Annotated in this window: 24 protein-coding genes and 2 pseudogenes; 13 read left to right on the forward strand and 13 right to left on the reverse strand. The window is 54.3% G+C overall.

The genetic code is table 11. The features are described from left to right. Nucleotides 1–16: 16 nt before the first annotated feature. Nucleotides 17–1,126 (reverse strand): adenosylhomocysteinase, encoded by a 1,110-nt coding sequence (locus tag AB1E37_RS08320; protein WP_004200363.1) that lies wholly within the window; start codon nt 1,124–1,126, stop codon nt 17–19. Between the two features lie 198 nt (nt 1,127–1,324). Here AB1E37_RS08320 and AB1E37_RS08325 point away from each other — a divergent pair, with 198 nt between their 5' ends. Further along, nucleotides 1,325–2,056 (forward strand): HPP family protein, encoded by a 732-nt coding sequence (locus AB1E37_RS08325; RefSeq protein ID WP_002911879.1) that lies wholly within the window; start codon nt 1,325–1,327, stop codon nt 2,054–2,056. A gap of 21 nt (nt 2,057–2,077) precedes the next feature. Here the strand turns inward: AB1E37_RS08325 and AB1E37_RS08330 are convergent, their stop codons facing one another. Further along, nucleotides 2,078–2,467 carry a tautomerase family protein gene (locus AB1E37_RS08330; RefSeq protein WP_004175282.1) on the reverse strand — a complete coding sequence of 130 codons (390 nt, stop codon included), beginning with the start codon at nt 2,465–2,467 and terminating at the stop codon, nt 2,078–2,080. A 115-nt stretch (nt 2,468–2,582) separates the two neighbouring features. Here AB1E37_RS08330 and AB1E37_RS08335 point away from each other — a divergent pair, with 115 nt between their 5' ends. Beyond that, the gene (locus tag AB1E37_RS08335) at nt 2,583–3,539 is read left to right on the forward strand and encodes a LysR family transcriptional regulator (protein WP_032447717.1); all 957 of its coding nucleotides are present in this window, start codon (nt 2,583–2,585) and stop codon (nt 3,537–3,539) included. On the opposite strand, the gene AB1E37_RS08340 is transcribed toward AB1E37_RS08335, so the two are convergent. Both AB1E37_RS08340 and shiA read right to left on the reverse strand, forming a co-directional pair. Beyond that, on the reverse strand, nt 3,499–4,239 hold the full coding sequence (locus tag AB1E37_RS08340; RefSeq protein WP_032447716.1) for a lipoate--protein ligase family protein: 741 nt from the start codon (nt 4,237–4,239) through the stop codon (nt 3,499–3,501). The genes AB1E37_RS08335 and AB1E37_RS08340 overlap by 41 nt on opposite strands. 46 nt (nt 4,240–4,285) lie before the next feature. Beyond that, entirely contained in the window at nt 4,286–5,605 is a 1,320-nt protein-coding gene (gene shiA, locus AB1E37_RS08345; protein WP_004899343.1) for a shikimate transporter, read from the reverse strand. A 307-nt stretch (nt 5,606–5,912) separates the two neighbouring features. On the opposite strand from shiA, the gene AB1E37_RS08350 reads away from it, so the two are divergent. After that, nucleotides 5,913–6,410, forward strand: a complete 498-nt coding sequence (locus AB1E37_RS08350; RefSeq protein WP_016831857.1) for a molybdopterin-dependent oxidoreductase — start codon at nt 5,913–5,915, stop codon at nt 6,408–6,410. 10 nt (nt 6,411–6,420) lie between these two features. Then, on the forward strand, nt 6,421–8,331 hold the full coding sequence (locus tag AB1E37_RS08355; protein ID WP_032447715.1) for a bifunctional diguanylate cyclase/phosphodiesterase: 1,911 nt from the start codon (nt 6,421–6,423) through the stop codon (nt 8,329–8,331). Here the strand turns inward: AB1E37_RS08355 and AB1E37_RS08360 are convergent. Then, the gene (locus AB1E37_RS08360; RefSeq protein ID WP_014343288.1) at nt 8,328–8,456 is read right to left on the reverse strand and encodes a hypothetical protein; all 129 of its coding nucleotides are present in this window, start codon (nt 8,454–8,456) and stop codon (nt 8,328–8,330) included. The genes AB1E37_RS08355 and AB1E37_RS08360 overlap by 4 nt on opposite strands. A gap of 97 nt (nt 8,457–8,553) precedes the next feature. Here AB1E37_RS08360 and AB1E37_RS08365 point away from each other — a divergent pair, with 97 nt between their 5' ends. Together AB1E37_RS08365 and AB1E37_RS08370 are read left to right on the forward strand one after the other, a co-directional pair. Beyond that, nucleotides 8,554–8,886: a DUF1971 domain-containing protein gene (locus AB1E37_RS08365; RefSeq protein ID WP_002911866.1), complete on the forward strand. Its 333-nt coding sequence runs from the start codon at nt 8,554–8,556 to the stop codon at nt 8,884–8,886. Between the two features lie 6 nt (nt 8,887–8,892). Next, on the forward strand, nt 8,893–9,228 hold the full coding sequence (locus AB1E37_RS08370) for a DUF1869 domain-containing protein (protein ID WP_002911862.1): 336 nt from the start codon (nt 8,893–8,895) through the stop codon (nt 9,226–9,228). 5 nt (nt 9,229–9,233) lie between these two features. Here the strand turns inward: AB1E37_RS08370 and AB1E37_RS08375 are convergent, their stop codons facing one another. Next, complete coding sequence (locus tag AB1E37_RS08375; RefSeq protein ID WP_032447713.1) at nt 9,234–10,148, reverse strand: LysR substrate-binding domain-containing protein; 915 nt, start codon at nt 10,146–10,148, stop codon at nt 9,234–9,236. Between the two features lie 131 nt (nt 10,149–10,279). Between AB1E37_RS08375 and AB1E37_RS08380 the strand changes: the two genes are divergently transcribed. The 3 genes from AB1E37_RS08380 to AB1E37_RS08390 all read left to right on the forward strand — a co-directional run bounded on the left by AB1E37_RS08380 (nt 10,280) and on the right by AB1E37_RS08390 (nt 13,062). Beyond that, nucleotides 10,280–10,855 carry a hypothetical protein gene (locus tag AB1E37_RS08380; RefSeq protein ID WP_032447711.1) on the forward strand — a complete coding sequence of 192 codons (576 nt, stop codon included), beginning with the start codon at nt 10,280–10,282 and terminating at the stop codon, nt 10,853–10,855. Nucleotides 10,856–11,047: 192 nt separating this feature from the next. Next, nucleotides 11,048–11,884, forward strand: a complete 837-nt coding sequence (locus tag AB1E37_RS08385; protein WP_004180471.1) for an alpha/beta fold hydrolase — start codon at nt 11,048–11,050, stop codon at nt 11,882–11,884. A 206-nt stretch (nt 11,885–12,090) separates the two neighbouring features. Then, on the forward strand, nt 12,091–13,062 hold the full coding sequence (locus tag AB1E37_RS08390; protein WP_032447709.1) for a sensor domain-containing diguanylate cyclase: 972 nt from the start codon (nt 12,091–12,093) through the stop codon (nt 13,060–13,062). Here AB1E37_RS08390 and AB1E37_RS08395 read toward each other — a convergent pair. The 4 genes and pseudogenes from AB1E37_RS08395 to AB1E37_RS08410 all read right to left on the reverse strand — a co-directional run bounded on the left by AB1E37_RS08395 (nt 13,059) and on the right by AB1E37_RS08410 (nt 16,880). Next, nucleotides 13,059–14,162, reverse strand: coding sequence for an AarF/UbiB family protein (locus AB1E37_RS08395; RefSeq protein WP_029497607.1), 1,104 nt, complete (start codon nt 14,160–14,162; stop codon nt 13,059–13,061). The genes AB1E37_RS08390 and AB1E37_RS08395 overlap by 4 nt on opposite strands. A gap of 69 nt (nt 14,163–14,231) precedes the next feature. Further along, on the reverse strand, nt 14,232–14,555 hold the full coding sequence (locus tag AB1E37_RS08400; RefSeq protein ID WP_169550263.1) for a hypothetical protein: 324 nt from the start codon (nt 14,553–14,555) through the stop codon (nt 14,232–14,234). Nucleotides 14,556–14,627: 72 nt separating this feature from the next. Next, nucleotides 14,628–15,734: pseudogene (locus AB1E37_RS08405) on the reverse strand (IS3 family transposase). 339 nt (nt 15,735–16,073) lie between these two features. Then, entirely contained in the window at nt 16,074–16,880 is an 807-nt protein-coding gene (locus AB1E37_RS08410) for a helix-turn-helix domain-containing protein (RefSeq protein WP_004899307.1), read from the reverse strand. Nucleotides 16,881–16,956: 76 nt separating this feature from the next. Between AB1E37_RS08410 and AB1E37_RS08415 the strand changes: the two genes are divergently transcribed. From AB1E37_RS08415 to AB1E37_RS08430, 4 genes are all read left to right on the forward strand, one after another. Then, nucleotides 16,957–18,996: an FUSC family protein gene (locus AB1E37_RS08415; RefSeq protein ID WP_004899304.1), complete on the forward strand. Its 2,040-nt coding sequence runs from the start codon at nt 16,957–16,959 to the stop codon at nt 18,994–18,996. After that, nucleotides 18,986–19,201 (forward strand): DUF1656 domain-containing protein, encoded by a 216-nt coding sequence (locus AB1E37_RS08420; protein WP_004899298.1) that lies wholly within the window; start codon nt 18,986–18,988, stop codon nt 19,199–19,201. The genes AB1E37_RS08415 and AB1E37_RS08420 overlap by 11 nt, the downstream gene beginning before the upstream one ends. Then, nucleotides 19,198–20,061, forward strand: coding sequence for an HlyD family secretion protein (locus tag AB1E37_RS08425; protein ID WP_004899294.1), 864 nt, complete (start codon nt 19,198–19,200; stop codon nt 20,059–20,061). The genes AB1E37_RS08420 and AB1E37_RS08425 overlap by 4 nt, the downstream gene beginning before the upstream one ends. A gap of 112 nt (nt 20,062–20,173) precedes the next feature. Further along, nucleotides 20,174–20,572, forward strand: a complete 399-nt coding sequence (locus AB1E37_RS08430) for a helix-turn-helix domain-containing protein (RefSeq protein WP_004899290.1) — start codon at nt 20,174–20,176, stop codon at nt 20,570–20,572. A 217-nt stretch (nt 20,573–20,789) separates the two neighbouring features. Here the strand turns inward: AB1E37_RS08430 and AB1E37_RS08435 are convergent. From AB1E37_RS08435 to AB1E37_RS08445, 3 genes and pseudogenes are all read right to left on the reverse strand, one after another. Continuing rightward, nucleotides 20,790–22,018 (reverse strand): annotated as a pseudogene (locus AB1E37_RS08435) (IS3 family transposase). A 419-nt stretch (nt 22,019–22,437) separates the two neighbouring features. Beyond that, nucleotides 22,438–23,127, reverse strand: coding sequence for a hypothetical protein (locus tag AB1E37_RS08440; protein ID WP_285286909.1), 690 nt, complete (start codon nt 23,125–23,127; stop codon nt 22,438–22,440). Between the two features lie 463 nt (nt 23,128–23,590). Next, the gene (locus AB1E37_RS08445; RefSeq protein WP_016530710.1) at nt 23,591–24,397 is read right to left on the reverse strand and encodes an SDR family NAD(P)-dependent oxidoreductase; all 807 of its coding nucleotides are present in this window, start codon (nt 24,395–24,397) and stop codon (nt 23,591–23,593) included. Nucleotides 24,398–24,520 lie beyond the last annotated feature (123 nt).

Below are 24,520 nucleotides of genomic sequence, written 5' to 3' on the forward strand. Positions count from 1 at the left end.
GGGCGATGCGCCGGGTTTACAGGGCCTGCTGCCAGACCGCCTGGGGCAGGAGATAAACCTTCGCCGGGGCGCGCATGCCGTCGGTGACAATATGGCGGATGCCGCTGGCCATCACCGCCAGGGTGACGTCAAAGGCGTTCAGGCTGTCGCCGAAGCCAGCGGTCAGATTGAGCATTGAACCATTGGCCAGCAGATAGACGGTTTTGTCGGCCATGCGGTAGGCATTGATATACGGCATCACCTCTTCCTGGGGGTACTGGCGCAGGTAATCGCCGTCGATCTCTTCCGCCACGTGGCCGACGTTAAGGATAAATACTCCCGCTTTCGCGCGGTCCAGCGCCTGGCGATTAACTACGTTTTTACCGCCTGTCGCCGTGGCCACCACGTCCGCCGAGGCGATAGCCTCCTGGAGGTCCACCACGTGCCAGCCGTCGTAGGCCGCCTGCAGACGGCGGGCAGGATCGATCTCCGCCACCATCACCTGACCGCCAAAAGCTTTTGCCGCCGCCGCGACGCCCTGGCCGACCAGGCCGTAGCCGATCACCAGCACTTTTTTCTCATGCAGGGTGAGGTGAGTGGTCTGGAAGAAGGTGTGCCAGGCGGTGAGACCGACCATATGGCGGTTGTGCAGCCCCTCTTTGACCGGCAGATCGTCCCAGTTAAAGATCGGATAGCCTGGCTGAATATCCCCCAGCCGATTGACGCCCGAGCCGGTGGCTTCCAGACCCGCCACGATGTTCCCAAACTCGCCGCGCTGGTGGAGCAGGGTGGTGATATCGGCGCCCATCTCGCACAGGTGAGTGGGCTGCCAGGCAATCGCTTTTTCCCATGACTGTTGCCAGTCGGCATCGCTCATATTGCGCCACGCGCAGGCCTCGGCGCCGCGCTCCACCAGCCAGGCCACCACGTCGTCCTGCACGGTGGTGGGGTTACAGGTGGTTAAAAAGACCTGAGCGCCCTTGTCGAGGATCCCCTGCACCAGCGGGATCATTTTCATGTCGAGGTGCATACAGCAGGCCAGACGCACGCCGCTGAGGTCGGGCAGCGCGGCGACCTGACGCAGGGTACGCGGCATATTCTGGCTGGCCCATGCCACTTCTTTCGCTAAAGAGATTTTATTATTCACTGGGTTATGACCTTCAATTCGCAAAAGGGGTATCCCCCTGACCGAAAAGGGATTCTATCAGCCCCCGCGAGAATTCACAGCACAATGCCGTCGGACATCGCCGCCCGCGCTATCCCCTGCGAAAGACAGGGTTGTTAATTTAAGGTTAAAAAAAGAAAATAAAATATAAGTAATTCCTATGATTTGAGCGATGAAGCGATGTTGAGTGTTATTCCTGCGGGGATATTTTCACGGCTGCGGATTTTCCTTGGCCGCCTGAAGCCGCACGCGCTGCCGGTGGCCCGCCGGCATATCGTGCTGGGATCCATTGGCGCCGGCACCGGACTGGCGGTGACCAGCATGTTCAGCCACTGGCTGCTCGGCGAAGTCAATCTGTGGTTTATTGCCCCGATGGGGGCCTCGGCGGTACTCCTGTTTGGCGTACCGAGCAGCCCGCTGGCGCAGCCGTGGTCGATTGTCGGCGGCAACGTGCTGTCGGCGCTGATCGGCGTCACGGTGGGTATGCTGGTCCCCGATGCGGCGCTGGCCTGCGGTCTGGCGGCGGCTCTGGCCATCGCCGGGATGTATTTTCTGCGCTGTCTGCATCCCCCCGGCGGCGCGGTGGCCCTGACGGCGATCCTCGGCGGCGCCGGGGTGCACAGCGAAGGCTATCACTTTGTGCTGACCCCGGTGCTCCTCAACTCGCTGATGCTGGCGCTGCTGGCTATTGTGTTTAATAACCTGGTTGGCCGCCGTTATCCGCATCCGCTGGCGGCGGAGGAGGTCAAATCCAGGGCGGTGCCGCTGGGTATTTCGGTCACCCGGGAAGATATTCACGCCGCGCTGCTGGAAGGCCAGTTCCTCGACATTGATGAAGACGATGTCCAGGAGTTGCTGGAGAATATCGAGCAGCAGGCGCGGCAGCGTATCGCGACGGCAGCCCGCCGCTAAGGGCGTACTGCGGGCTGCGGGTTACAGATCGCCGGTAAGATACTGCGCGACCCCGCGGCCAAAGCTCCAGTCGCCTTTCTGGTTACTGATAATCGACACCATCAGGTCATCGCCGCTCAGGCCGCAGTGTTCCGCCAGCTCCTCCTGCAAAATGGCGAAGAAGCGCTGCTTCTGCGCCTCGCTGCGCGGGCTGGTATAGACCCGCACCACCACCAGATCCCGCGTGCGGGTCAGTCCGAGACCGGTATCTTCAATCACCATATGGTGGGCTTTGTTTTCATGAACAATCTGGTAACGGTCGCGTTCTGGTACCTCGAAGGCGCGCAGCACGGCGCGATGGGCGGCATCCAGCAGGGTTTTGACCTCCTGTTCCGTACGGCCTTCAATCAGGTCAAATGTCAGTAATGGCATGCAGGTGCTCCTTATCGTTAGGGAATAATGATGGGCTCAACAAGATGCTAGCCGATGCCGCCGCCGGCAAAAACCGCTATAGTTGAATACATTGTTTTTACTGGCGAACAATCACATGAGCGAGAGTCGTCCGGAGAGTTACTGGCCCCATCTGTACTGGCTGACGGTGCTGGAAGAACAAAAAAGCTATACCCGGGCCGCGGAAAAGCTGGGGATCAGCAAGTCGGCTATCAGCCAGAAAATCAGCGAGCTGGAGCGGGTGACCGGTAAAACCCTCGTCCATCGCACCACCCGCAGCGTGAGCCTCAGCGACGACGGACTGCGGCTGGTGGCGGAGCTCAACGAGCCGTTTGGTCAGCTGCGGGATATTTTCACCGGCGCCTGCGATGAGGGCGGGCCGCTGCGGGGAACGCTGCGCCTGACCGCGCCGGTGGCCTTTTCCCGCCAGCAGCTGGTCCCGGCAATCGCGCCTTTTTTGCATCAGCATCCCCAGCTGCATCTGCAGCTTGAGGTCACCGACCGGCTGGTCTCTCTGGCCAGCGAAGGGTTCGATCTCGCCATCCGCCACTGTCGACGCGAGGCGCTCCCGGATACCCACGTCGCCTGGCCGCTGTGTCACACCGCGACGCTTACCGTCGCGTCCGCCGACTATATTCGCCGCCATGGCCGCCCGGAGACCCCCGAAGATCTGCGCCACCACCAATGCCTGACCTATCCCCGTGGGCTACAGCGCCCGCAGTGGACGTTCGCCTCCCGTCAGTCGCCCGATGCTCGGGTGACCATCAACGTGCAGGGGCCATTCGCCACCAATAACAGCGAGTCGCTACGTGATGCAGTGCTGGCGGGGCTTGGGGTGGCACTGTTGCCGGATTTCAGCGCCCGGGAGGCCATTGGCCGCGGGCTGGTGCAGGAGCTGCTGCCGGCGTGGCAGCCGGTGGAGGTGTTTGCCGACCGGCTATACGTCATTCGGCCCTATACTCCGCGCGTGTCGCGCGCGGTGGAAACCTTCAGCCGCTACCTGAAAGCGACCTTCAGCGAGCCGCGTCCAGCTCCTGCGCCAGCGTCTCGCTAAAGCGGGGCAGCAGATGGCGCTCGCCGGGAAGCAGCTGCGCGAGAGTAACGGTCTTGTCAGCGCAATAGACCCGCTCGCTGCCGAGCTGCGCTTCGAAGGCGTTCGCCGCCTGATGCGCCGCGCTCAGATCGGCGTCAATAAGGATCACCGCATGGGCCAGCACCACGTGGCCGCCGCCCGCCGCCAGCGGCCGCCAGTACTGGGCGGTACCGACAATCTTGCGCGTCTCCGCGCCTTCTCCGCAGGCAAGATTATACCGGCCATCGCAAAAGGAACCGCTCACCGCCCGGGGGTGGCTGGCAACGCCGAAGCGCGCGAGGGTACGCTGCAGCACCGCGCACAGCGAATGATAGATCGGTTCGGCGGCTTCGCCGAGCGGCTGCTGCACCGGCCAGGCGAGGCTAAGGTTGATAATGCCCGGCCCCTGGGGCACCAGACCGCCGCCGGAGCGGCGAAGCCATACCGGCCAGCCGCGCGCGGCAAAATGCGCGCTGACCGCCGGCAGATCCGTAAACTGACGATAGTTCCCCGGCACCACCAATCCCTGCGGCGCCTGCCAGAGCTGGGCGACGGCCTCGCCGGCGCTGGCTTTGGCAAACAGCGGCTGTTCGGCCTGGGTGGGATCCTCGCAAAACTGCAGCGCCAGCGAGGAGGGGGAAAAACGGCGAGGCCAGCAGTCGGCCAGGGTTAACTGAGACATGCATTCTCCTTACCGGAGGGCGCGGGTTACGCCCTCCGCTGGTGGGTCAGTCGACGGGGTGCTTTTTCATCAGCAGCGCGGTGAGCGCTGACAGCAGGCATCCTGCGGTCAGATAGAGGGCCACGCTGTGCCACGATCCGCCGGAGAAGGTGACCAGCGCCGCGGCAATAAACGGGGTAAAGCCGCCGCCGACCACGCTCGCCACCTGGTAGCCGACGCCGGCGCCGCTATAGCGATAGCTGGCGCCGAACAGCTCGGTAAACATCGGCTGCTGGACGCAGACCACCATATCATGGGCGATATTGGCCAGCATCAGGGCGAAGAACAGGATCCAGAAAACGGACTGACTCTCCAGCGCCATAAAGAACGGGAAACCGCTCAAAGTGCCGATCAGCGCCCCGGTGATATAGATCCGCCGACGGCCAAAGCGGTCTGCCAGCCAGGCGAAGCAGGGGATAGTCAGGCAGCTAAGACCGCCCACCAGCAGGCCAATGTTGAGAAACAGCTCGCGCGGCAGGCCGAGGTTTTGCGTGGAGTAGTTGAGGGCGAAGGCGGTGACGATATACATCGTCAGCAGTTCACACAGCCGCAGGGCGATAATCAGTAAAAACGCTCCCGGATGGCGAAGCAGCGCTTCCACTACCGGTAGCCGCTTTTTCATCTGCGGCGCGTTGTCCTGGCTCTGCTGCGCTTCAAACTCCTGCGATTCCGCCATGCCGTTACGGATCCACAGCGCAATAAGGACCAGCACCACGCTGAACAGGAACGGTACGCGCCAGCCCCAGCTGAGGAACTGCTGGTCGCTGGTCAGGCTGCTAATCAGCGATACCAGCCCGGTAGAGAGCAGGAGGCCGACGCCGTAGCCCACCTGCACCCCGCTGCTGTAAAAGGCTTTTTTCCCCTGTGGGGCATTCTCCACCGAGAGCAGCGCCGCGCCGCCCCATTCGCCGCCGACGGCGAATCCCTGAACCGCTCGCAGGAACACCAGCAGCACCGGCGCCCACCAGCCGATCTGGTTGAACGAGGGGAGCAGGCCGATGCAGGCAGTGGCGATACCCATCATCCAGACGGTCATCATCAGCATCCGTTTCCGCCCGAGGCGATCGCCGAAGTGGCCAAAAATAATTCCGCCGAGCGGGCGAAAAAGAAACCCAACGCCGAAGGTGGCAAAGGCGGCAAGCGTTCCCATCGCCGGGCCGATTTGCGGGAAAAATTCGCGGTTGAACACCAGCGCGGCGGTAATGCCATAGAGAAGAAAATCGTACCAGTCGACCACCGCGCCGGCAAAACTACCCCAGGCCGCCCGCCGGGCCCGATGTAGTGAATCTGGCGCCTCGCCGGGCTGCACGCTTATTGTTGAATCCATACCCTGTCCTGTCAGTCACGTACTTCATTGTTATTGGAATGAGACGCTTTTACCGTTGCGTCTGCTCTGAGACTACCGCGCAGCGGCCGTGGAGGAAAGTAGTTTGCCTGCTAAGCGGGGGAGATGGCGCAAAAAAGAATCGATGGGAAAGACGGTCGAAATCACACCCTGGACTTAACATTCTGGCAATTTGCCATCCAGCTTATACTTTTAATTAAATCAACGGATAACAAAGATGGACACCTTTTAAGAATCGACGTAAATGGTTTACACTTAACGTGTCTCCCTCTCTGGAATGGTGAGTAAAATGCGTCTACTTCTTGCAGTTTTATTTTGTTCTGTCATGTTGCCTTCTGCTTATGCTGAAAAACTGCCTGCGCCGACAGGAAAACCTGTACTGACCATTTCCGGAAAAATCGGAAATATGAATGTCGGCGACAAGGCCGTTTTTGATCTCGCAATGCTGGAAAAACTGGGGATGAAGACGATAGAAACCACCACCCCCTGGTACACCGGCAAGGTTCGTTTTGACGGCATTCCCCTTAATAAACTCATGGATTTAGTCGGCGCGAAAGGCACATCAGCCCGCGTGCTGGCGCTGAACGACTACACCACCATTATCCCGATTGATGATTTTTATAAATTCCCGGTCATTATGGCGTTAAAAATGAACGGTCAATATATGCGCATTCGTGATAAAGGTCCGTTATTTATTGTCTACCCTTACGACAGCAGTGCTGAATTACAGAACCAGATCTATTATTCCCGATCGGCCTGGCAAGTTTCAAAGATGATTATAGAATAAGGGTTGGATCTTGAATCGAATACTCACGGCTATTATTTTGTCGTTATTTGTTGTCACCGGATATATTACTTATCTGGTGCATGAGCGACAAAGTGAGTTGCAAAAATTTACCCGCTATACGGACTCGTGGTCAATGTCGCAAATGGTGTCGGAATATATGCGGCTGGAGTCTCGTCTGGCGGGAATGGCGATTGGGGCCGAAGGGGCGGACCACGATGAGGTGCGCCTGCGTCTTGAGATCATGATGAGCCAGATCGAGCTTCTGCAGGAGGGCGATCTGGGTAAATTCATCAATAAAAGCGAGCAGCGGAAGACGGTGGTTGCGACGCTGATTCGTAATCTTCATCTGCTCGATAAACAAGTTGATACCATGACGCCGGAGCAGGTCAGACAGATCCTGCCGGTGTTAAGCGAGCTGGATGGTCCGCTGACCTCAATAGCCGCTGCCACCCTGACGCAAGATATCAATATCGTTAATATCACCCATGATAAAATCCAGCATCTCTATTATATCTACTCGGTGATCTCCATTCTGCTGATCGCCATGTGTATAACTCTCGGTCTGCTGATGCTCCGACAGAATAATAATCTGCGTCGCGCCCATGTTCGTATGAAAACGCTGGCCAACGATCTGCAGGCCTCGAAAGAGAAGCTGCAGGTGCAGAACCGCCGACTGCAGTACGATGCCTACCATGATTCGCTGACCGGTATGCCCAACCGTCTCTCTTTCTGGCAGCGGCTGCAGGAGATCGTCAACCAGGTGCGTCCGTATAAGGGATGCGCCGTGGTGATGCTTTTCGACCTCGACAGCTTTAAGGATGTGAACGATACCCTTGGCCATGATGCTGGCGATAAGCTGCTGCAGGATCTGGCCAGTCGCCTCTCTTTTTTCCGCAAAACCTCCGAGACGCTGTATCGCCTTGGCGGTGATGAGTTTGCGATGCTCTCCTACGATCTCACTGAAGAAATGGCCCTTGAGCGGGCCAATATTATCCGGGAGAAGATCAGCCAGCCCTATCAGATCTACGATGCGCAGATTAATATCGACGCCTGCATTGGGATCGTGATCTCTGACGGTGAAAGCCGTACCGATTATCTGTACAAGTGCGCCGACCTCGCGCTGTATGAGGCGAAAAAAGAGGGTAGCGGCCATGTGCAAATCTTCCGGCCGGGGATGCTGCAGCGCCTGCAGGAGAACAAATCGTTTGAAGACGATCTGCTGCAGGCCCTGGCCCATGACGAATTCAAAGTCTACTATCAGCCGATCGCCGATACCGTCACGCGCGAAATCTACGGCTATGAAGCGCTGGTTCGCTGGTTCCATCCGGTGCGCGGCGCCGTGCCGCCGACGGTGTTTATTCCGGTGGCAGAGAAAATCGGTCTTATTAATGCCCTTGGCGAATGGGTGCTGAAAACCGCCTGTGCCGAAGCGGCCAGCTGGGCGACGCCGCTGAAGGTCTCGGTCAACGTTTCACCAATTCAGTTGATGAATACATCGCTGACCGACACCATTATCGAGGTGCTGCATCAGACCGGCCTCGATCCGCGACGTCTTGATCTGGAGATCACCGAGTCGGACGTATTCAATGAGAACACCCGTTCGCTGGAAATTCTCAGCCAGCTGCGCGAGCTGGGCATTCAGATCTCCATCGATGACTTTGGTACCGGCTATTCTTCCCTGTCCCGTTTAAGCTACTTCCCGTTCGATAAAATTAAAATCGACCGCTCGTTTGTCATCAATATTCCGGAACAAAAAGACGATCTGGATATCGTCCGCCTGATTATCAGCATGGGAAAGAGCCTGCATATGCGCATTGTGGCGGAAGGTGTAGAGACCGAAGAGCAGTTGGCTTCGCTGCAGGCGCTGGGATGTGACCTGGTTCAGGGATATTTAATCGGCAAACCGAGTCCGCTGCGCTAACAAATTTTTAACGTGTCTACTTTTATTCTCCCGGGCGATTTCAGGATCCTGAAATCGCCTTTTTTATTTTCTCTTAGCGCTAATCCCTGCGAGGTATAAAAAGGAGTAGGCGTAAAATTCCACAACAAAATAATATCCTTAACGTTTAAAAGGGGTATATGATATGCATCATATAGGCTATTTCTGAACGTCGCGTTTGAGACGGTAAAGTGAGGCACAATCATGCAGCGAATCATTATTCCCACCCATTACGTTCACACCCGCAGCACGCCGCTGTGGACCAAAGAGACCGCCCCGGCCTCTATCTGGCGCCGCCATCTGGATGCCGGCACCCGGCAGGGCGTCTACCCTCGTCTCTCGGTGATGCAGGGGGCGATCCGCTATCTCGGCTATGCCGATGAAACCAGCCCCGAGCCCGTTGAAACCCTGACTATTGAAGCCGGCCAGTTTGGCGTCTTTCCGCCGGAGAAGTGGCACTGTATTGAGGCCCTCTCAGAGGACACGGTTTTTAATGTCGACTTTTATGTTGATCCAAAAATTCTCATCGAGGGATAACAAGAGATGACCAGTGAAAATAAAGGTTATACCTTAGCGCTAGAGAATGGCCGACTTCACCAGAAGCAGGAAAAAATATTTCTTAAACCAATGGTGTTGTATATTCCACAGCAGGCGGTGGAGGCCGTTAATGACCTGCTGAGCAAGTTGCCGGACGACAGGGAAGAGGGGGAGTTTCTGTTGACGGTCACCAATAATAATAACGGCGTCTCGGTTGATAAAACCTTTTCCTCGCTGGCGGCGCTGCGCGACCCACTCACCGCGGCTGATGCGGTGAAGGATCTGATCAATATCGTTCGCGGCTACGAGTCCGATGAAGAGACCAACGTCTGCGGCTGGTAAGCCCGCTATCCCCCAGTCGGATGGCCGCCGTCGCCCGACGCCATCTGGCTGAGCAGCCACTCCCGCAGAGCGATAATATCCGCCCGCTGCGCTACCGCTTCGGTAGTGACCAGGTAGTAGCGGGCGCCAGGCAATGCGTTGCTGAACGGCGCGGACAATACGCCGCGCTGCAGCAGATCCCGCGCCAGCAGTTCGCTGGCGATCACCACTCCCTGACCGGCCACCGCCGCCTGCAGGGCATGGGTCTCATCGCTAAAGGTTAACCCCGCATCAATATTCAGCGTCGGCGGTCCATAGCGCCGACGCCAGTTCTCCCAGCTAGGCGAATCAGCTGGCACGCGCCGGTTGGCAACGTGAAACAGCGTCACCCGCTGCAGATCTTCAGGCCGGCTGAGGCCCAGAGTCGGGCTGGCGACCACGATAAAGCGATCCTCATACAGCAGCGTGCAGTACAGGTCCGGCTCCGGCGTTTCACGATAGCGAATCGCGGCGTCTACCGTGCCCAGATGCAGATCCACTCGTTCGACGCTGGTGTGTAGCCGCAGGTCGATAGCCGGAAAGCGGGCGGTGAAATCCGCCAGCCGCGGCACCAGCCAGTGGGTGAGAAAATTGGAGGTGGTGGTGACGGTTAAGGATGGCGGCTGACGGGCATGAGCGATCTGGACGACGGCCTGTTCCAGGGCGCTAAAGGCGCGTTGGGTGGCGGCGTAAAGGATCTCGCCATCAGCGGTCAGACTGACGCCCTGCGCGCTGCGTTCGCAGACCCGGCACTCCAGCACCGACTCCAGCAGTTTAATCTGATGGCTGACCGCCGTCGCGCTGACGTCGAGCGCCTCGGCGGCCTGTTTAAAACTGCGGTGGCGGGCGACGGCATGAAAAGCGCGTAGCGCCCCCAGCGGCGGCAGACGGGGCGGTCTCATGGCTGAGTTTTTCTCATCTATGGCTGAAAACTATGCGTTTGTGTAAAGCGATATTGTGGCGATAGGCTACGGGCATGTAAAGACAATGACATGAATTAAATTCATGCAGCTTCGCCTGTCAGGAGTCAACTATGCACGTTGTAAGCCGCTACACCGCCGCGGAAGCCGCGGCAACGATCGACCCCCGCGGCCGCGCTATCGCCCTTAGCGTGGTCATCGCCGCCGGGGCCTTGCTGTTAATCATGCCCCCGGTTATCGGGGTGACCGGCACGCTGAGTCTGCTGACGGCGCTGATTGCGGCCTTTAGCGTCGGGTGGGGATTCACACGCGGACAATCCTGGCTTTATCGCTCACACCTGGCGGCGACGCGCTGGGCCTTTCTGCTGTCAGCGGCCGGCTGGCTGCTGGCGCTGGTGGCCTGGTATGGCGGGCAGGACTGGCCGGCACTGCTGCCGGGCGTGGCGTGCGGTGGGGTGGGAGCGGCTGTCGCCTGGCGCATTGCGGCGGGTAGGACGGCGCTGCCGGGGATGCGGGTCAGCGGCGCCACGGTGCTGAGCGTAGCTATCGCCATCGCGGCGACGCTGCTGACCTGGCATACTGCGGGAGGAGGACGCCATGGCGTCTGCTTTGCCTTCGCCGTGCTGCTTGACTGGGCGCTGCTCGGCGCGCTGATGGTGCGGATCCGCCAGCAGGAGAGTGCGGCCTGATACCAGACGCGGTCTGGTCCAGGATCGGCGAATCAAGCGAGACAGGGTAAGTTGTCCCGCCCGGCGTTAAATATCTTCTACACTGTTACAGGCATCACATTCCTGTGCGGTCGGCACTCCTGCCGGCCGCCGTCGGCGTTCAGCCCAGGCACGGGCCTGCAGGCTGGTTATCCTGAAAGAGGAGTCTGTAATATGGCATTTGTCACCACCCAAGACGGCGTCAACATTTACTTTAAAGACTGGGGACCAAAGGAAGCTCAGCCGATTGTCTTTCATCACGGCTGGCCGTTAAGCGCTGACGACTGGGATAACCAGATGTTATTTTTCCTTGCCGAAGGGTTCCGGGTCATCGCTATCGATCGTCGGGGTCATGGCCGCTCCGATCAGGTTAGCGAGGGGCACGATATGGACCATTACGCGGCGGACGTTTCGGCGGTGGTGGAACATCTGGATCTGCACAATGCGGTCCACGTCGGGCACTCCACTGGCGGCGGCCAGGTCGCCCGCTACGTCGCCCGCTACGGCCAGCCGCAGGGGCGGGTGGCGAAGGCGGTGTTAATTAGCGCCGTCCCGCCGCTAATGGTGAAAACCGAGCAGAATCCGGGCGGGACGCCGATCGAGGTGTTTGACGGTTTCCGCAAAGCGCTGGCGGCGAACCGCGCCCAGTTCTATCTCGACGTCGCCTCTGGCCCGTTCTATGGCTTCAATCGTGATGGAGCAGAGATATCCCAGGGGACGATCCAGAACTGGTGGCGACAGGGGATGATCGGCAGCGCTAAAGCCCATTATGAAGGCATTAAGGCGTTTTCAGAGACCGACCAGACGGAAGACCTTAAGTCGATCACTTTGCCGGTGCTGGTGATGCAGGGAGATGACGACCAGGTGGTCCCCTATAAAAATGCGGCCATCCTGCAGGACAAGCTGCTGCCGAACAGCCAGCTGAAAATTTATCCTGGCTTCCCGCACGGGATGCACACCTCCCACGCCGATACCATCAACGCCGATCTGCTGGCGTTTATCCGCGCCTGATCTGCCCTCTTTGCCGGGCAGAGTGCCGTTAATGGCATTCCGCCAGCGCCCTGGGCGCCAGTCGCCTGGGGCGCGCCGGTTGACGTGCAGAGGAAATCTGCTTAACTCATGGGGTACCTGACGACTATTTTCCCCTCGCAGGATAAAACGCCGGGTTTCTCTGCGGAAACCCGGCGGAATTCTGCGCAAGAGACAAGTGAGAGACAATGAAATTAGCCGGACTTCATCCCGACGAGCAGCGTCGCCTGCAATCGCTACGCTCTTCCGGGCTGTTGAATAGCGGAAAAGAAGAACGCTTCGATCGCCTGACCAGGCTTGCCCGTTCGCTGTATAACCTGCCGGTGGCGTCCATCAGTCTGGTGGGGGAAGATCTCCTGCATATCAAGTCCTGTGCCGGTCTCGATGTGGACACGGTGCCGAGAGATATTTCATTTTGCGCCCATACCATTCTGCAAACCGACCCGCTTATCGTCAACGACATGCAGCAGGACGAGCGCTTTCACGATAACCCGCTGGTCATTGAGGCGCCGTTTATCCGCTTTTACGCCGGGTATCCGGTGCAACTGCCGGATGGCGCGACCATCGGGTCGTTCTGCCTGATGGATCACCAGCCGCGATCGTTTTCCGCCCATGAAATGCAGATCTTAAGCGATCTGGCGGCGATCGTGGAGGATGAGTTCAAGGTGCTGGATGCGGCAACCTCGGATGAGCTGACGGGACTGTTTAATCGCCGGGGATTCCTCACCCTGGCAGAGTATGCCCTGCTGACGGCCCAGCGCCGCCATGAGCCGGTGAGCCTGGCGTTTGTCGACCTCGATCGCTTCAAGCACATCAATGATACCTGGGGGCATGAAGAGGGCGATCGCGCGCTGATCGCCATCGCCGACTTGATGAAAGCGGCCTTCCGCGAGTCCGATATCCTCGCGAGGCAGGGGGGGGACGAATTTATCATTCTGTTCGCCAATACCAGCCGCCACGATGCCGCGACGGCGATGGAGACGCTCAGCCACAACGTGGCGCGTTTCAACCAGCAGGCGGCCAATCCCTGGCAGCTGGCGTTCTCCTGGGGCTGCGTCGAATACGATCCCGCCAGCCATCCCAGTCTCAACGCGCTGGTGGCCACCGCTGACCGCCTGATGTACCAGGCGAAGCAGAAGCAGGGACGCGAGCGCCGTTAATCCTTCGCGGCGGTGGCCTTCAACAGGTACTGCTGCGCCTGCTGCCGCTTCTGCGCATAGCTGCTGAGCAGCGCCTGCTGCGATTTCCCTTCGTTATCGTAAAACAGGCCGCCTTCGTCGGCGATAAAGCGATAATGCTGTTCCAGCTGGTTTATCACCCAGTCAATGCGTTGCAGGGTGAGTAAGGTACAGGACTGACCATGCAGGTCGTCTTCAATATCCAGCACATGTGAGCGAAAGGCCTCTACGGCAAACAGCCGGCTCAGCGCGGCAGGGTCCGCCAGCGCCGACTCCCAGCGCGCCGTCAACTGCTGAAAGTGAGCCAGCACCAGCGGGTCAGCGCGCCGGGCGCGAAGCCAGACCAGCTTCCGGCGGTAGCTTTCGACCGCCAGCCGCTTCATCTCGCGATATTGCGCCAGCTGCTGTTCGGCGTCAGGGATCCGGGTCATCAGCCAGCTAAAAAAGAAGCGAGTCTCAAAACGTTCGACAAAGTGGAACAGCGGGTCGGCCAGACCATTGCTGTTGAATTCTCTCAGCGGGTCGAAGGGATACATATAGCCAAAATCGAACAGCCATAACTGCTCCTGCCGGTCCACCAGCAGATTCCCGCTACAGAGATCCCACTCCATCAGCCCCTGTTCTTCGCAGGCTTCCAGAGTAGTAAATAGCTGGGCGATCAGCGGCGGGGTCAACTGGTGTATCGGCTCGCCATCGATCCAGGGGGAGAGCAGGATGCCGAGGCGATAATCGGCATACAGCGTTGGGACGATGTGGGTGAAGCGCGGCGCGGTGACCGGGTCATCCTTCAGCTGTTGCAATGCCTGCCGACGCTGTACCTCATTTAAAAACGACAGCTGGCCGTTGAGGTTGGCAACGCCGGCGACGGCGCGACGTTTCTTTAAATTGTACTCCTTGCCGGCGATGCGCAGACGATAAACCTCGCCGGTCAGGCCTGAGCCGTATACCTGCACCACATAGGGGGAATCGGGGCCCAGTGCGGCGAGGGTCTCCGGCGGCAGCGGGCAGTGGCTGACGTTGCCGACGATAAGAGGTTCTCCGCTGCGATCGAACGCCTGCTGTTGCTGTTGTCTGAGGTTCATGGTGCCTCCGGGTATAACGTTAGACAGAGTGGATAATCCACGCTATCTCACCCGCAAATGATAGTGAATTCATCCTACTGGCAGGCGCTTTTTCAGGCTGAGCTGGGGTGCGCTCACGGAGGACACGCGGGGCGTAGGAAGGCGGTAGGGAAAGGCAAGCGTCTGGAACGCATACCTGGCGTCGTTGTCAACGAGGTGCTTGCCAGGCTGGATGCGATGCTGAGTTAACGTCAGCGATGCAAAAAAGCAAAAAGCCTGCTCGAAAGCAGGCTTCTTAAATTTGGCGCCTCTGACTGGGATCGCCTTAGCCATTAACTGGCTGATTGGTAAGCTAAACCTAAAATTGGGCTTGTCAAGACCACCAGAATGACCAACTTTTTGTGCATGGGTCATTCTGGTCAAAGAGCCTTGGTATGACATCATGATTGATACGCTTTGACCTGCCCCCAGAGTTAGATACAACCGTCAGTTAGTAAGGTCGGTTTGTTTACCTTCACATTTTCCATTTCGCCACCGTGCTGCAAACTCTGATGGCGTCTGATAATTCAGTGCTGAATGTGGACGACACTCGTTATAATCCTGCCGCCAGTCATTAATGATTTTCCTTGCGTGAACGATATCGCTGAACCAGTGCTCATTCAGGCATTCATCGCGAAATCGTCCGTTAAAGCTCTCAATAAATCCGTTCTGCGTTGGCTTGCCCGGCTGGATTAAGCGCAACTCAACACCATGCTCAAAGGCCCATTGATCCAGTGCACGGCAAGTGAACTCCGGCCCCTGGTCAGTTCTTATCGTCGCCGGATAGCCTCGAAACAGTGCAATGCTGTCCAGAATACGCGAGACCTGAACGCCTGAAATCCCAAAGGCAACAGTGACCGTCAGGCATTCCTTTGTGAAATCATCGACGCAGGTAAGACACTTGATCCTGCGACCGGTGGAAAGTGCGTCCATGACGAAATCCATCGACCAGGTCAGATTGGGCGCCGCCGGACGGAGCAGCGGCAGACGTTCTGTTGCCAGGCCTTTACGACGTCTTCTGCGTTTTACGCCCAGGCCACTGAGGTGATAAAGCCGGTACACGCGCTTATGATTAACATGAAGCCCTTCACGGCGCAGCAACTGCCAAATACGACGGTAGCCAAAACGCCTGCGCTCCAGTACCAGCTCAGTGATGCGCCCTGATAAATGCGCATCAGCAGCCGGACGGTGAGCCTCATAGCGGCAGGTCGACAGGGATAAACCTGTAAGCCTGCAGGCACGACGTTGCGACAGACCGGTCGCATCACACATCAGCATCACGGCTTCCCGCTTCTGGTCTGTCGTCAGTACTTTCGCCCAAGAGCCACCTGAAGCGCCTCTTTATCCAGCATGGCTTCGGCAAGCAGCTTCTTGAGTCTGGCGTTCTCTTCCTCAAGCGACTTCAGGCACCTCCATACCGCCATACTTCTTACGCCAGGTGTAAAACGTGGCATCGGAAATGGCATGCTTGCGGCAGAGTTCACGGGCGGGTACCCCAGCTTCGGCTTCGCGGAGAATACTGATGATCTGTTCGTCGGAAAAACGCTTCTTCATGGGGATGTCCTCATGTGGCTTATGAAGACATTACTAACATCGGGGTGTACTAATCAACGGGGAGCAGGTCATGTGGTCGAAACATATATGCTCAACTACTTCCTTAACACAATGCTGAATTGATTGTGCTTCCCGATCATGTATAGACCGATCCAACAGATATAATACCGTACTTTGATTCTTGTTATCGTTAAGGAGGCTGAGGCAATAAAGTCCTGGCTGGAGGTTCCATGCGGTAAAGATTCTGTGGTGTGGTACCCCGCACAGGGAGACGGATACGTCGGGATGCTGCGTACGGCTCTATGACGCACCTCTGGTTTCCTGGATAACCTGATGTCGCTATATATCGGTTAAGTGTGCGCTTGTTTTCCGTTCGGCAAAATAGTGTGCGGGTGTACTGCCCATGGTTTTTTTGAACATGGTGATAAACGCATTGACCGATTCATACCCCAGATTAGCTGCAACATTCTGAACCGAAACGCCGCTAGCCAGTTCCCGGAGAGCAATTATCAGTTGCAGTTGCTGACGCCAGCGTCCGAACGTCAACCCGGTTTCGCGCAGCATTAAACGCGCGAGAGAACGCTCGCTAAGCGCCAGTCTTTTTGCCCATGTTTTGAATGTGCTTCGGTCGTCAGGTTGACTGACCAGAGCATCGGCCATGGCGCGGATTTTAGGATGCGACGACACAGGGAGGCTCAGTTTCTGCTGAGGCATGGTGGCTAATTCATCAAGTGTTACTCTGGTCAGTCTGGCGAGATGGCTTTCTGGTGGGTATCCGACGCCCTCGTGGGTTAAACGGGCAATGAGTTCTTTGATCAGACCAGAAATGGCCAGAGTGCAGCATCGCTCCGGCAGCGCGGCGGCTCCAGGCTCGATAAAAAGATAGTTGAGATGCGCATTCCAGGTAGCTTTTGCGCTGTGCGGCACTCCCCCGGGGATCCAGACGGCACAATCAGGCGGCACGATCCAGATATCATTTTCGGCGCGACAAATGACCGCTCCATAGAGGGCAATAATCAATTGCCCTTTGCGGTGCGTATGCACAGGCACTTCGGCCGCGTAATCGACAAAATCCAAATGACGCGCGACTGCGGGGCAGGAGGTGGTATCCGGATCGAACAGCGTATTGGCGAGTGGGGGTAACATAGATTGGCAACATTTAGGTATTTTTTGACAGAATAGAGTATTTAAGTGGATATGCAAGCCGGTAATAATTTCCGGCATGAAAAAAATTAACGCGAGTTACTTTCATTTTTTACACACGATATGCCATCGTCTTCGCGGTATGGCTTCTCCTTCACTACTGAATGATGCGAACGCTCTGCTCTATTCGGCGAAGAGTTTTACCGCTGCGATGCTCGCATACTATATTGCATTATCAATTGGCCTGGAGCGGCCTTCCTGGGCAATTATCACCGTATATATTGTTTCCCAAACCTCCGTCGGAGCATCGCTAAGCAGAAGTTTGTATCGTCTGGTGGGAACGGTAATTGGCGCTGGCATGACGGTATTAATTGTACCCACGTTCGTGAATTCCCCCGTATTTTGCAGCGTGATACTGGCAGGCTGGATTACATTCTGCCTCTATTTGTCCTTGCTGGAACGTACGCCCCGGGCCTATGGTTTTGTCCTTGCTGGTTACACTGCGAGTCTGATTGGCTTCCCTGCTGTATCCGATCCTGGCGCGATTTTTAACATCGCTATCACTCGTGTACAGGAAATCATGATCGGTATCTTCTGCGCGACACTTATTCATCGCTATGTATTGCCCGCGCGCATCTCAGGCCAGTTCAACAGTAAATTATCGCAGACGCTGCTCGCGGCGCGACAGCGTATCGCAGAGACTTTAATAGGCAAACCCGATCCTGTTTCCTCGCCGCTGCATATGGCACTGGCATTGCAGTTCCTGCAGGGCATCAGCCATCATATCCCTTATGATTTTGCGTTCTCTGTACCGGTCCGGCAAGCGAGAAAAAGGCTTCATGACAGGCTTGCGCGATTAGTCATTGTTAACTGTGAGTTACGTGACCGTTTAGCGCTGATAGCGAAGATACCTGTCGATGTGCAAATTTTAATGGATGATGTTGAGGTCTGGCTGGCCTGCAAAGATGAAGGAAAATTTAAAAGCGAGGGGGAAGCGCTCAAAAAACGCAGTGAAAAATTACTGCAGCGCTATGTCGTACATGAGTTAACGTTTGTAGAAGCACTGCATGTAAGTTTTATGCGCTACCTGACAGAGGCCATTGTCCTCGTGCAGCAGTGCTATCGTCTTTCGGATGCCATTCATCACGCGAATCAGATGCCTGCGCACTCAGAAATGAATACCGTGAAAGGGTATGTATTCCACCGCGATCCTCTTAGTGCTGCCCGCACCGCATTGGGCGCTTTCACCATCATTTTGAGCGGCTGCATGGTGTGGATTTTCTCGGCATGGCCTGATGGCGGTACGGCAGTATCTATCCTTGGCGTTTGTTGCACACTGTTTGGCAGCTTCGATACGCCTGCCCCGCATATTGTGAAATACATCATTGGTTCCCTCTGGGGAGTTGTGATAAGCCTGATCTACAGCTTCGTTCTCCTACCGCAAGTCAGTGATTTTATCGTGCTGGTAGTGGTTCTAGCTCCGGTATATCTGCTTGCCGGATCGCTCCAGGCAAGGCCGCCCACCACGTTTATGGCGATGGGGATCACACTGACGCTGCCTATTTTGTGCGAGCTGGGTGCTCATTACAGCGGGGATTTTGCCGTGGCGGTGAATACCTCTATCGCATTATTTTCTGCAACTGGCTTTGCGGTATTCAGCATGGGCTTTCTGCAGACTGTGCAGGCAGATGCGGCAATAAAACGCCTGCTTAAATTATGCCAGCGCGATATTAACCGCAGCGTGAAAGGTGTGTTGAATACTGATGAAACTCTCTGGATCAACCTGATGATCGATCGGGCTGCGTTGGTACTGCCGCGTTTGCCGCGCAGCGGACAGTCATCAGAACAGGCATTGAATCATCTTTTGCACACCCTGCGTATAGGCCTGTGTGTAATGCGATTACGCCGATGGGATGCGCATGCAGACAAAGAAATAAAAGAGGTTCTCACTTGTCTTACACACCCGACGGATATTAACACCTTACTTGAACGGATTGTCAGCCTGACTGAGCGTAGCCTGTCCGTAGCAGATGAACTATCGCGGCATCATGTTAATCAACTGGTTGATCTGTACTGCGCATTAAGCACTCAGGAAATGGAGCCTGCCGATGATCAATGATTTCAATATTGAGGGCGTTTTTGTACCCGGTCTACTGTTAATTTCCCTCGTCGCGCTCACCTGTACGCTATTACTCGTGCAGCTTTTCTCGCTAAGCAAGGGTTACCGTCGCTTGCCGTTTCGCCCGATGATCGATTTTTCCATCTTTATTATTACTTTTTACCTGTTGTTGCAGGGACTGACCGAACTGGGGTTTTTAAAATGAAATCGTTACTTTCTCTACTGGGCCGCTATTTGCTGACGCTCAGCGCTGTGGCGGTTGCTACGCTTTTGGCTTTTATTCTCTGGAAACATTATGTGCAAACCCCCTGGACCCGCGATGGTCGGGTTCGTGCGGATGTGGTCCAGATTGCGCCGGATGTCTCTGGACCGGTTCTGAATGTGGCCGTCCGCGATAATCAGTGGGTTAATCGGGGCGATGTTCTCTATTCCATTGACCCGCACTGGTTGAGGTTGGCAGTGGTCAGCGCCCAGGCTGATGTTGAGGCGAAACGTCATGAAATGCTGATGCGCCAGGATGCGGCGAGGCGACGCTCTCAGATTAAAGGGGTGATTTCCAGCGAGGATTTACAACAAACAGCCAGCGCAGCCAGCGTCGCTGCGGCTAATTACCACGGTGCACTGGCTGCGCTGGACCTTGCAGAGCTTAACTTATCGCATGCTATTGTTCGGTCTCCGGTTACGGGCTATGTCACACATTTGCGGCTTCGCCCTGGTGACTATGCCACAGCTGGAGAAACTAAAGTTTCCATCATTGATGCCAATAGTTTTTGGGTGGTTGGCTATTTTGAAGAGACTAAGTTGCAACATATCCGCACGGGAAATACTGCACACATTACGCTGATGGGATTTAAGCCGGTGATCACGGGTCATGTTGAGAGTATCGGACGCGGAATAGATGATAACAATGACGAGACCGGGGGGCTTGGCCTGCCTAATGTCGAGCCAACCTTTAGCTGGGTGCGGCTCGCGCAGCGTATCCCGGTTCGGATTCATATTGACAGATTGCCGGAGGGAGTTGAATTGGTGGCTGGACTGTCTGCGAGTATATCCATCACACCATAATAAAAAGTATGGTTTCTATTGAGGATTTATGCAGAACTTAGGGATTGTCAGCTCTTGAACTATATGCCTGATGAAAACGTATTTCTAGTAGAGTAATTCTAAGGTTTCGGTTATGAAAAACAGAAAAGATTTTGTAAATGACTTAATTATCTGGATAAACAAAAATATAGAGATGCCACTAAAAATTGATGATGTGGCTATCAGGTCCGGATATTCAAAATGGCATTTGCAGAGACTGTTTTTTTCTGAAACAGGGCGGAGCCTGGGAGGTTTTATCAGAGAGAAAAAATTATGTCTTATTTTAGAGGCTGTTATCACAACAAATGAACCTTTGATAAACATCGCGATGCGATTTGGCTTTGACTCTCAGCAATCATTAACCAGGGCATTTCGGAAAAGGTATAATGTCCCACCGCACCGGTATAGAAAAAATGCCGTAAATATTAAAAGCAAGTCTTCTAGGGAGCAGGGTAATTACTCGTATCATAAGGATGATTTTTTAAATCTTTAGTAACTATCTGAATTATGGACGGGTTCATCTAGTAATCATGGCCTTAGTACCTCAGTTATAGATTTGTTGAACGAAATGAAATCACTCATTTATTTCATTGTAAATGAATCTAAGTCTTTCTGCGCAATGTATGTTTTCGTGTTTTTGCATGTGTAATGTATTGGAGAGTAAATTTTGGATTCATTAATTGGAATATAATTACGAACTGGATTGGCCCCTATATTTCCATACACCATTTATCACTTAACCCATTACTGGTCCGACGCCGCAGATATTCACGCGGTGAACGGTACCCCAGCGCACTGTGCGGATGCCATTCGTTATAGTGTTCGAACGCCACCGCAAGGTACCTCGCTGCTGTCAGCCCATCCGGTTTTGGCATGATGCTGATGTAGTCCCGCTTCATCGTTTTTACGAAGCTCTCGGCCATACCGTTACTTTCCGGGCTGCGCACTGCTGTTGTTTTCGGCTCCAGACCCACCATCTTTGCGAACCGGCGTGTTTCGTGAGCCCGATAGGCCGAGCCATTATCTGTCAGCCATTCAACCGGGGTCGGCGGTAGCCGGTTTCCGAAGCGACGCTCCACCGCACCCAGCATCACATCTTGTACCGTCGCGCTGTCGTACCCTCCGGTACTCGCCATCCAGTGCAGCGCTTCACGATCGCAGCAGTCCAGTGCAAAGGTAACCCGCAGTTTCTCTCCATTGTCGCAACGGAACTCGAACCCGTCGGAACACCAACGTCGATTACTTTCTTTTACCGCTACCTTGCCCGTGTGCGCCCGGTTTGATACTGCCAGTGCGGACCTGTGCTCAAGTAATAACGCATGCTGACGCATGATCCGATAGACTCGTTTGGCGTTAATAACTGCGATGCCTTCATTTTCCGACTGTCTGCGCAACAACGCCCATACCCGCCGGTAGCCGTAGGTCGGAACTTCACCGATAACAGCATGGATACGGTTCAGTGCTTCCGTATCGTCGGGCTGACGCTTGCGTCGGCGATCCTGCCAGTCAGCCGGGCGGTGGGTTATCGCATGAAGCTGCGCACGTGAGACCCGCAAACAGCGACTGACGAAGCTTATTCGCCACCCTCAGGTAACAAGGGTACGTGCGCTATCCACTTTTTTTGCCGGCCAATATCTACGGCTTCACGCAGTAACTCAACTTCCATCGTTTTCTTACCCAACATACGCTGAAGCTCTTTGATCTGCTTCATGGCTGCGGCCAGTTCCGACGCGGGAACAACCTGTTCACCGGAAGTGACAGCGGTAAGACTGCCGTCCTGATATTGCTTACGCCAGAGGAACAACTGACTTGCAGCAACACCGTGTTGACGGGCAACCATCGACACAGTCATACCTGGCTCGAAGCTCTGCTGAACGATAGCCATTTTTTCCTGCGGGGTACGTCGTCTGCGGCGCTCAGGGCCTAAAACGTCGATCATCCTCAACTCTATGACTAGTCAAAAACTAGCATTAAGACTATCACTTATTAAGCGAGTCAAAGTGTCTGGATATTCAAGGGGCTAGTCTACGAACTCATGTGTGTATTTAATGGTTGGATAAATTAAGGTTAATCTATTTTGCACGTTTTGGATTCGATCGAACCTATGCAGGTCGGCTAAATCCTCCTTGAATAAGGAGTGGCTTTTATGTATGTGTGGGGTTGTGAGCAATTAAGTACTGTTTTGTTTTTACATTTCTAATGCTTGTTAATTGATGATATGTATTTATAGCCGTAATGCAGAAATATAATATCCCTTGAGGTGACAAGGAAAAAAGAGCCAAAAAAACTAATTATGTCCGTATTACTGATTTTAGAGTCCTTAATACGGACATTTGGGTTTGGTAAAATTCACTTGCGTCAATCCGACATTGATGTGGGGGAACCGCGTACGAGTGCAGTTTTTAACGTATCACCACTGAGCCTGTCGGTAATGCCTTCGTCAGATGCCCATTGTTCGAAAATAGATAGTAGTTTGTACGGTTTACTAATTAATGGACGGATGACTTCATTGTTTTTACAGGCCAGCCAGAAAAAACGAGATAGTGGTGTTGATATTCGCGTTGCAGATAATGGGGGCACTCTGCTATTGGTTATGATTTCAATGACTTTATCAAGTTCAGCATGTCGAATAACAAACCAGGCATCCCGAGGTAAAATATGAGCCGGGAAATACTCTTTCCCCAGGTAATTATTTATCCTCTTTGAGAATATCTCTTTATGTACATATGGTGAAATGTTTTTAGGGAGTTGCATAATTTTTTGTGTTATTCTTTCTTCCCATGTCATTTTATCGAATAGTTGAAATGGTTCTCCTTGTAAGCTAACTGTTATGCCATGATTAAAATCAATAGCTCCTGTTACAGGCAATGGTATTTTAAGAGATTGGGAAAGTAATTTTTGTACTAGAACATATTCATATCCAATCAATAGAGTGTCAATCACTCTCTCTGTGGGAATGATATATTTGCCAGTAGTGCTAACAATAAAATTATGTCCTTCAATAAACGCTTTTTTGTCAAGAAGGCATAAACGATTTATTGATGACATATCACATGGTCTGAGCCTTACTTTGTAGCTCGATCTCTGTATTTTTCGTAATGTAATTGGCGACTGAAAGTAAATAGAGAGATGAATGCTGCCATGTAATGCATGCCTGTAAATATCACTTTTTTTTAATTTCCAGTCCTTTTTTATTTATCACTTCGACTGCTTCACGGATAGTCAGCCAGTCAGGCGAACTATAGTTTGTATTTGATAGTGTTTGTTTCTTTGACATAGTGGTTTTCCTCTATTTCTATTTTTTAAAAAAATACCATGAATTTTCCAGTGAAATTAATTTCATGGTGCGGGATCTATTACGTTATAATATTTGGATTATATTGATACGGGGGCTTCTTAGCGTTTCAGTCCCCCATATCCGGCCTCATATTTCGCAGTGATTGAAAAGAAGAACAAATATCAGGTTAAACTAATTCAATTCTCAAACATTATTTAAGTTGAATGGAAGACATTACATAAATCTGTCTGCTCCGCCTGATGCTTCAATTGTCTGTCCAGTAACAAACTGATTCCTCCCAGAAAGTAGGAACGTAGCAATTGCAGCAATATCTTCAGGAAGTCCAAAGCGGCCCACAGGCGTTTTCTCTTTACCCAGTAATGCCATTACCTCTTCGTCTGTTCTGTCAGCCAGTTCAGGACGACGATTGCGAACATTCGGTAGCATGTTCTGCGCCCAGTTATCCGTCGCGACAGCACCCACTCCGATCGCATTGACCAGAATGCCATCCGGAGCCACGCTAAGTGCTAAACTACGGGTCAGGTTGTTGATAGCGGCGCTCAGTGCGTGTGAGACGGTAAGTTGCGGATTAGGGTAGATACCGCCAATGGATGAGATATTGACAATACGCCCCCAGTTTCGTCTCTGCATCCCGGGGATGATTACCTTACAAAAACGTCGCATGGCGGAGAATTTGGTCTCAGTCATTATCTGCCAGTCTTCTTCCGAAGTGGTTAACAGCGTGCCCGCATGGGCTCTTCCGGCATTGTTCACCAGTAAATCAATACGCTGAAAAACTTTTTCCGCTTGTTCAACCACTAAAGAAGGTAGTTTGGGATCAGTCACATCCCCGGCAATAGGCAGCACCGAAACACCGTATTTCTCTGAAATTTTTTTCGCAGCAAGAATCAGCTCAGGTTCTCGTCTGGCCACCATGACTAAATGCACACCATTCACGGCCAATTCTTCACAAATGCTGAAACCAATTCCGGTATGGGCTCCAGTTACCAGAGCCACTTTTCCAGTCAGTTTTAAATCCATTTGTTGCTCCTCAAGTTAAGCACAGTCAATAACATGAGCAGTATTAGTAACAAATCTCTTTTTCAGGAGCTTGTGCATCAGAATTCAGATGTCTGAAAAAAGCGGTCAAAGAGTTGGGTGTCG

Origin of the sequence: Klebsiella sp. Shm-1 (genome assembly GCF_040804525.1) — a bacterium.
Lineage (GTDB): Bacteria > Pseudomonadota > Gammaproteobacteria > Enterobacterales > Enterobacteriaceae > Klebsiella > Klebsiella pneumoniae.

Excerpts from the sequence above, each read along its gene's own strand:
- AB1E37_RS08430 (WP_004899290.1), top strand. The coding sequence starts at position 20,174 with ATGAAAAACAGAAAAGATTTTGTAAATGACTTAATTATCTGGATAAAC.
- AB1E37_RS08420 (WP_004899298.1), top strand. The coding sequence starts at position 18,986 with ATGATCAATGATTTCAATATTGAGGGCGTTTTTGTACCCGGTCTACTG.
- AB1E37_RS08375 (WP_032447713.1), bottom strand. The coding sequence starts at position 10,148 with ATGAGACCGCCCCGTCTGCCGCCGCTGGGGGCGCTACGCGCTTTTCAT.
- shiA (WP_004899343.1), bottom strand. The coding sequence starts at position 5,605 with ATGGATTCAACAATAAGCGTGCAGCCCGGCGAGGCGCCAGATTCACTA.
- AB1E37_RS08330 (WP_004175282.1), bottom strand. The coding sequence starts at position 2,467 with ATGCCATTACTGACATTTGACCTGATTGAAGGCCGTACGGAACAGGAG.
- AB1E37_RS08340 (WP_032447716.1), bottom strand. The coding sequence starts at position 4,239 with ATGTCTCAGTTAACCCTGGCCGACTGCTGGCCTCGCCGTTTTTCCCCC.
- AB1E37_RS08425 (WP_004899294.1), top strand. The coding sequence starts at position 19,198 with ATGAAATCGTTACTTTCTCTACTGGGCCGCTATTTGCTGACGCTCAGC.
- AB1E37_RS08445 (WP_016530710.1), bottom strand. The coding sequence starts at position 24,397 with ATGGATTTAAAACTGACTGGAAAAGTGGCTCTGGTAACTGGAGCCCAT.
- AB1E37_RS08370 (WP_002911862.1), top strand. The coding sequence starts at position 8,893 with ATGACCAGTGAAAATAAAGGTTATACCTTAGCGCTAGAGAATGGCCGA.
- AB1E37_RS08325 (WP_002911879.1), top strand. The coding sequence starts at position 1,325 with ATGTTGAGTGTTATTCCTGCGGGGATATTTTCACGGCTGCGGATTTTC.
- AB1E37_RS08440 (WP_285286909.1), bottom strand. The coding sequence starts at position 23,127 with ATGTCATCAATAAATCGTTTATGCCTTCTTGACAAAAAAGCGTTTATT.
- AB1E37_RS08395 (WP_029497607.1), bottom strand. The coding sequence starts at position 14,162 with ATGAACCTCAGACAACAGCAACAGCAGGCGTTCGATCGCAGCGGAGAA.
- AB1E37_RS08380 (WP_032447711.1), top strand. The coding sequence starts at position 10,280 with ATGCACGTTGTAAGCCGCTACACCGCCGCGGAAGCCGCGGCAACGATC.
- AB1E37_RS08415 (WP_004899304.1), top strand. The coding sequence starts at position 16,957 with ATGAAAAAAATTAACGCGAGTTACTTTCATTTTTTACACACGATATGC.
- AB1E37_RS08390 (WP_032447709.1), top strand. The coding sequence starts at position 12,091 with ATGAAATTAGCCGGACTTCATCCCGACGAGCAGCGTCGCCTGCAATCG.
- AB1E37_RS08385 (WP_004180471.1), top strand. The coding sequence starts at position 11,048 with ATGGCATTTGTCACCACCCAAGACGGCGTCAACATTTACTTTAAAGAC.
- AB1E37_RS08335 (WP_032447717.1), top strand. The coding sequence starts at position 2,583 with ATGAGCGAGAGTCGTCCGGAGAGTTACTGGCCCCATCTGTACTGGCTG.
- AB1E37_RS08365 (WP_002911866.1), top strand. The coding sequence starts at position 8,554 with ATGCAGCGAATCATTATTCCCACCCATTACGTTCACACCCGCAGCACG.
- AB1E37_RS08400 (WP_169550263.1), bottom strand. The coding sequence starts at position 14,555 with ATGACCCATGCACAAAAAGTTGGTCATTCTGGTGGTCTTGACAAGCCC.
- AB1E37_RS08350 (WP_016831857.1), top strand. The coding sequence starts at position 5,913 with ATGCGTCTACTTCTTGCAGTTTTATTTTGTTCTGTCATGTTGCCTTCT.
- AB1E37_RS08410 (WP_004899307.1), bottom strand. The coding sequence starts at position 16,880 with ATGTTACCCCCACTCGCCAATACGCTGTTCGATCCGGATACCACCTCC.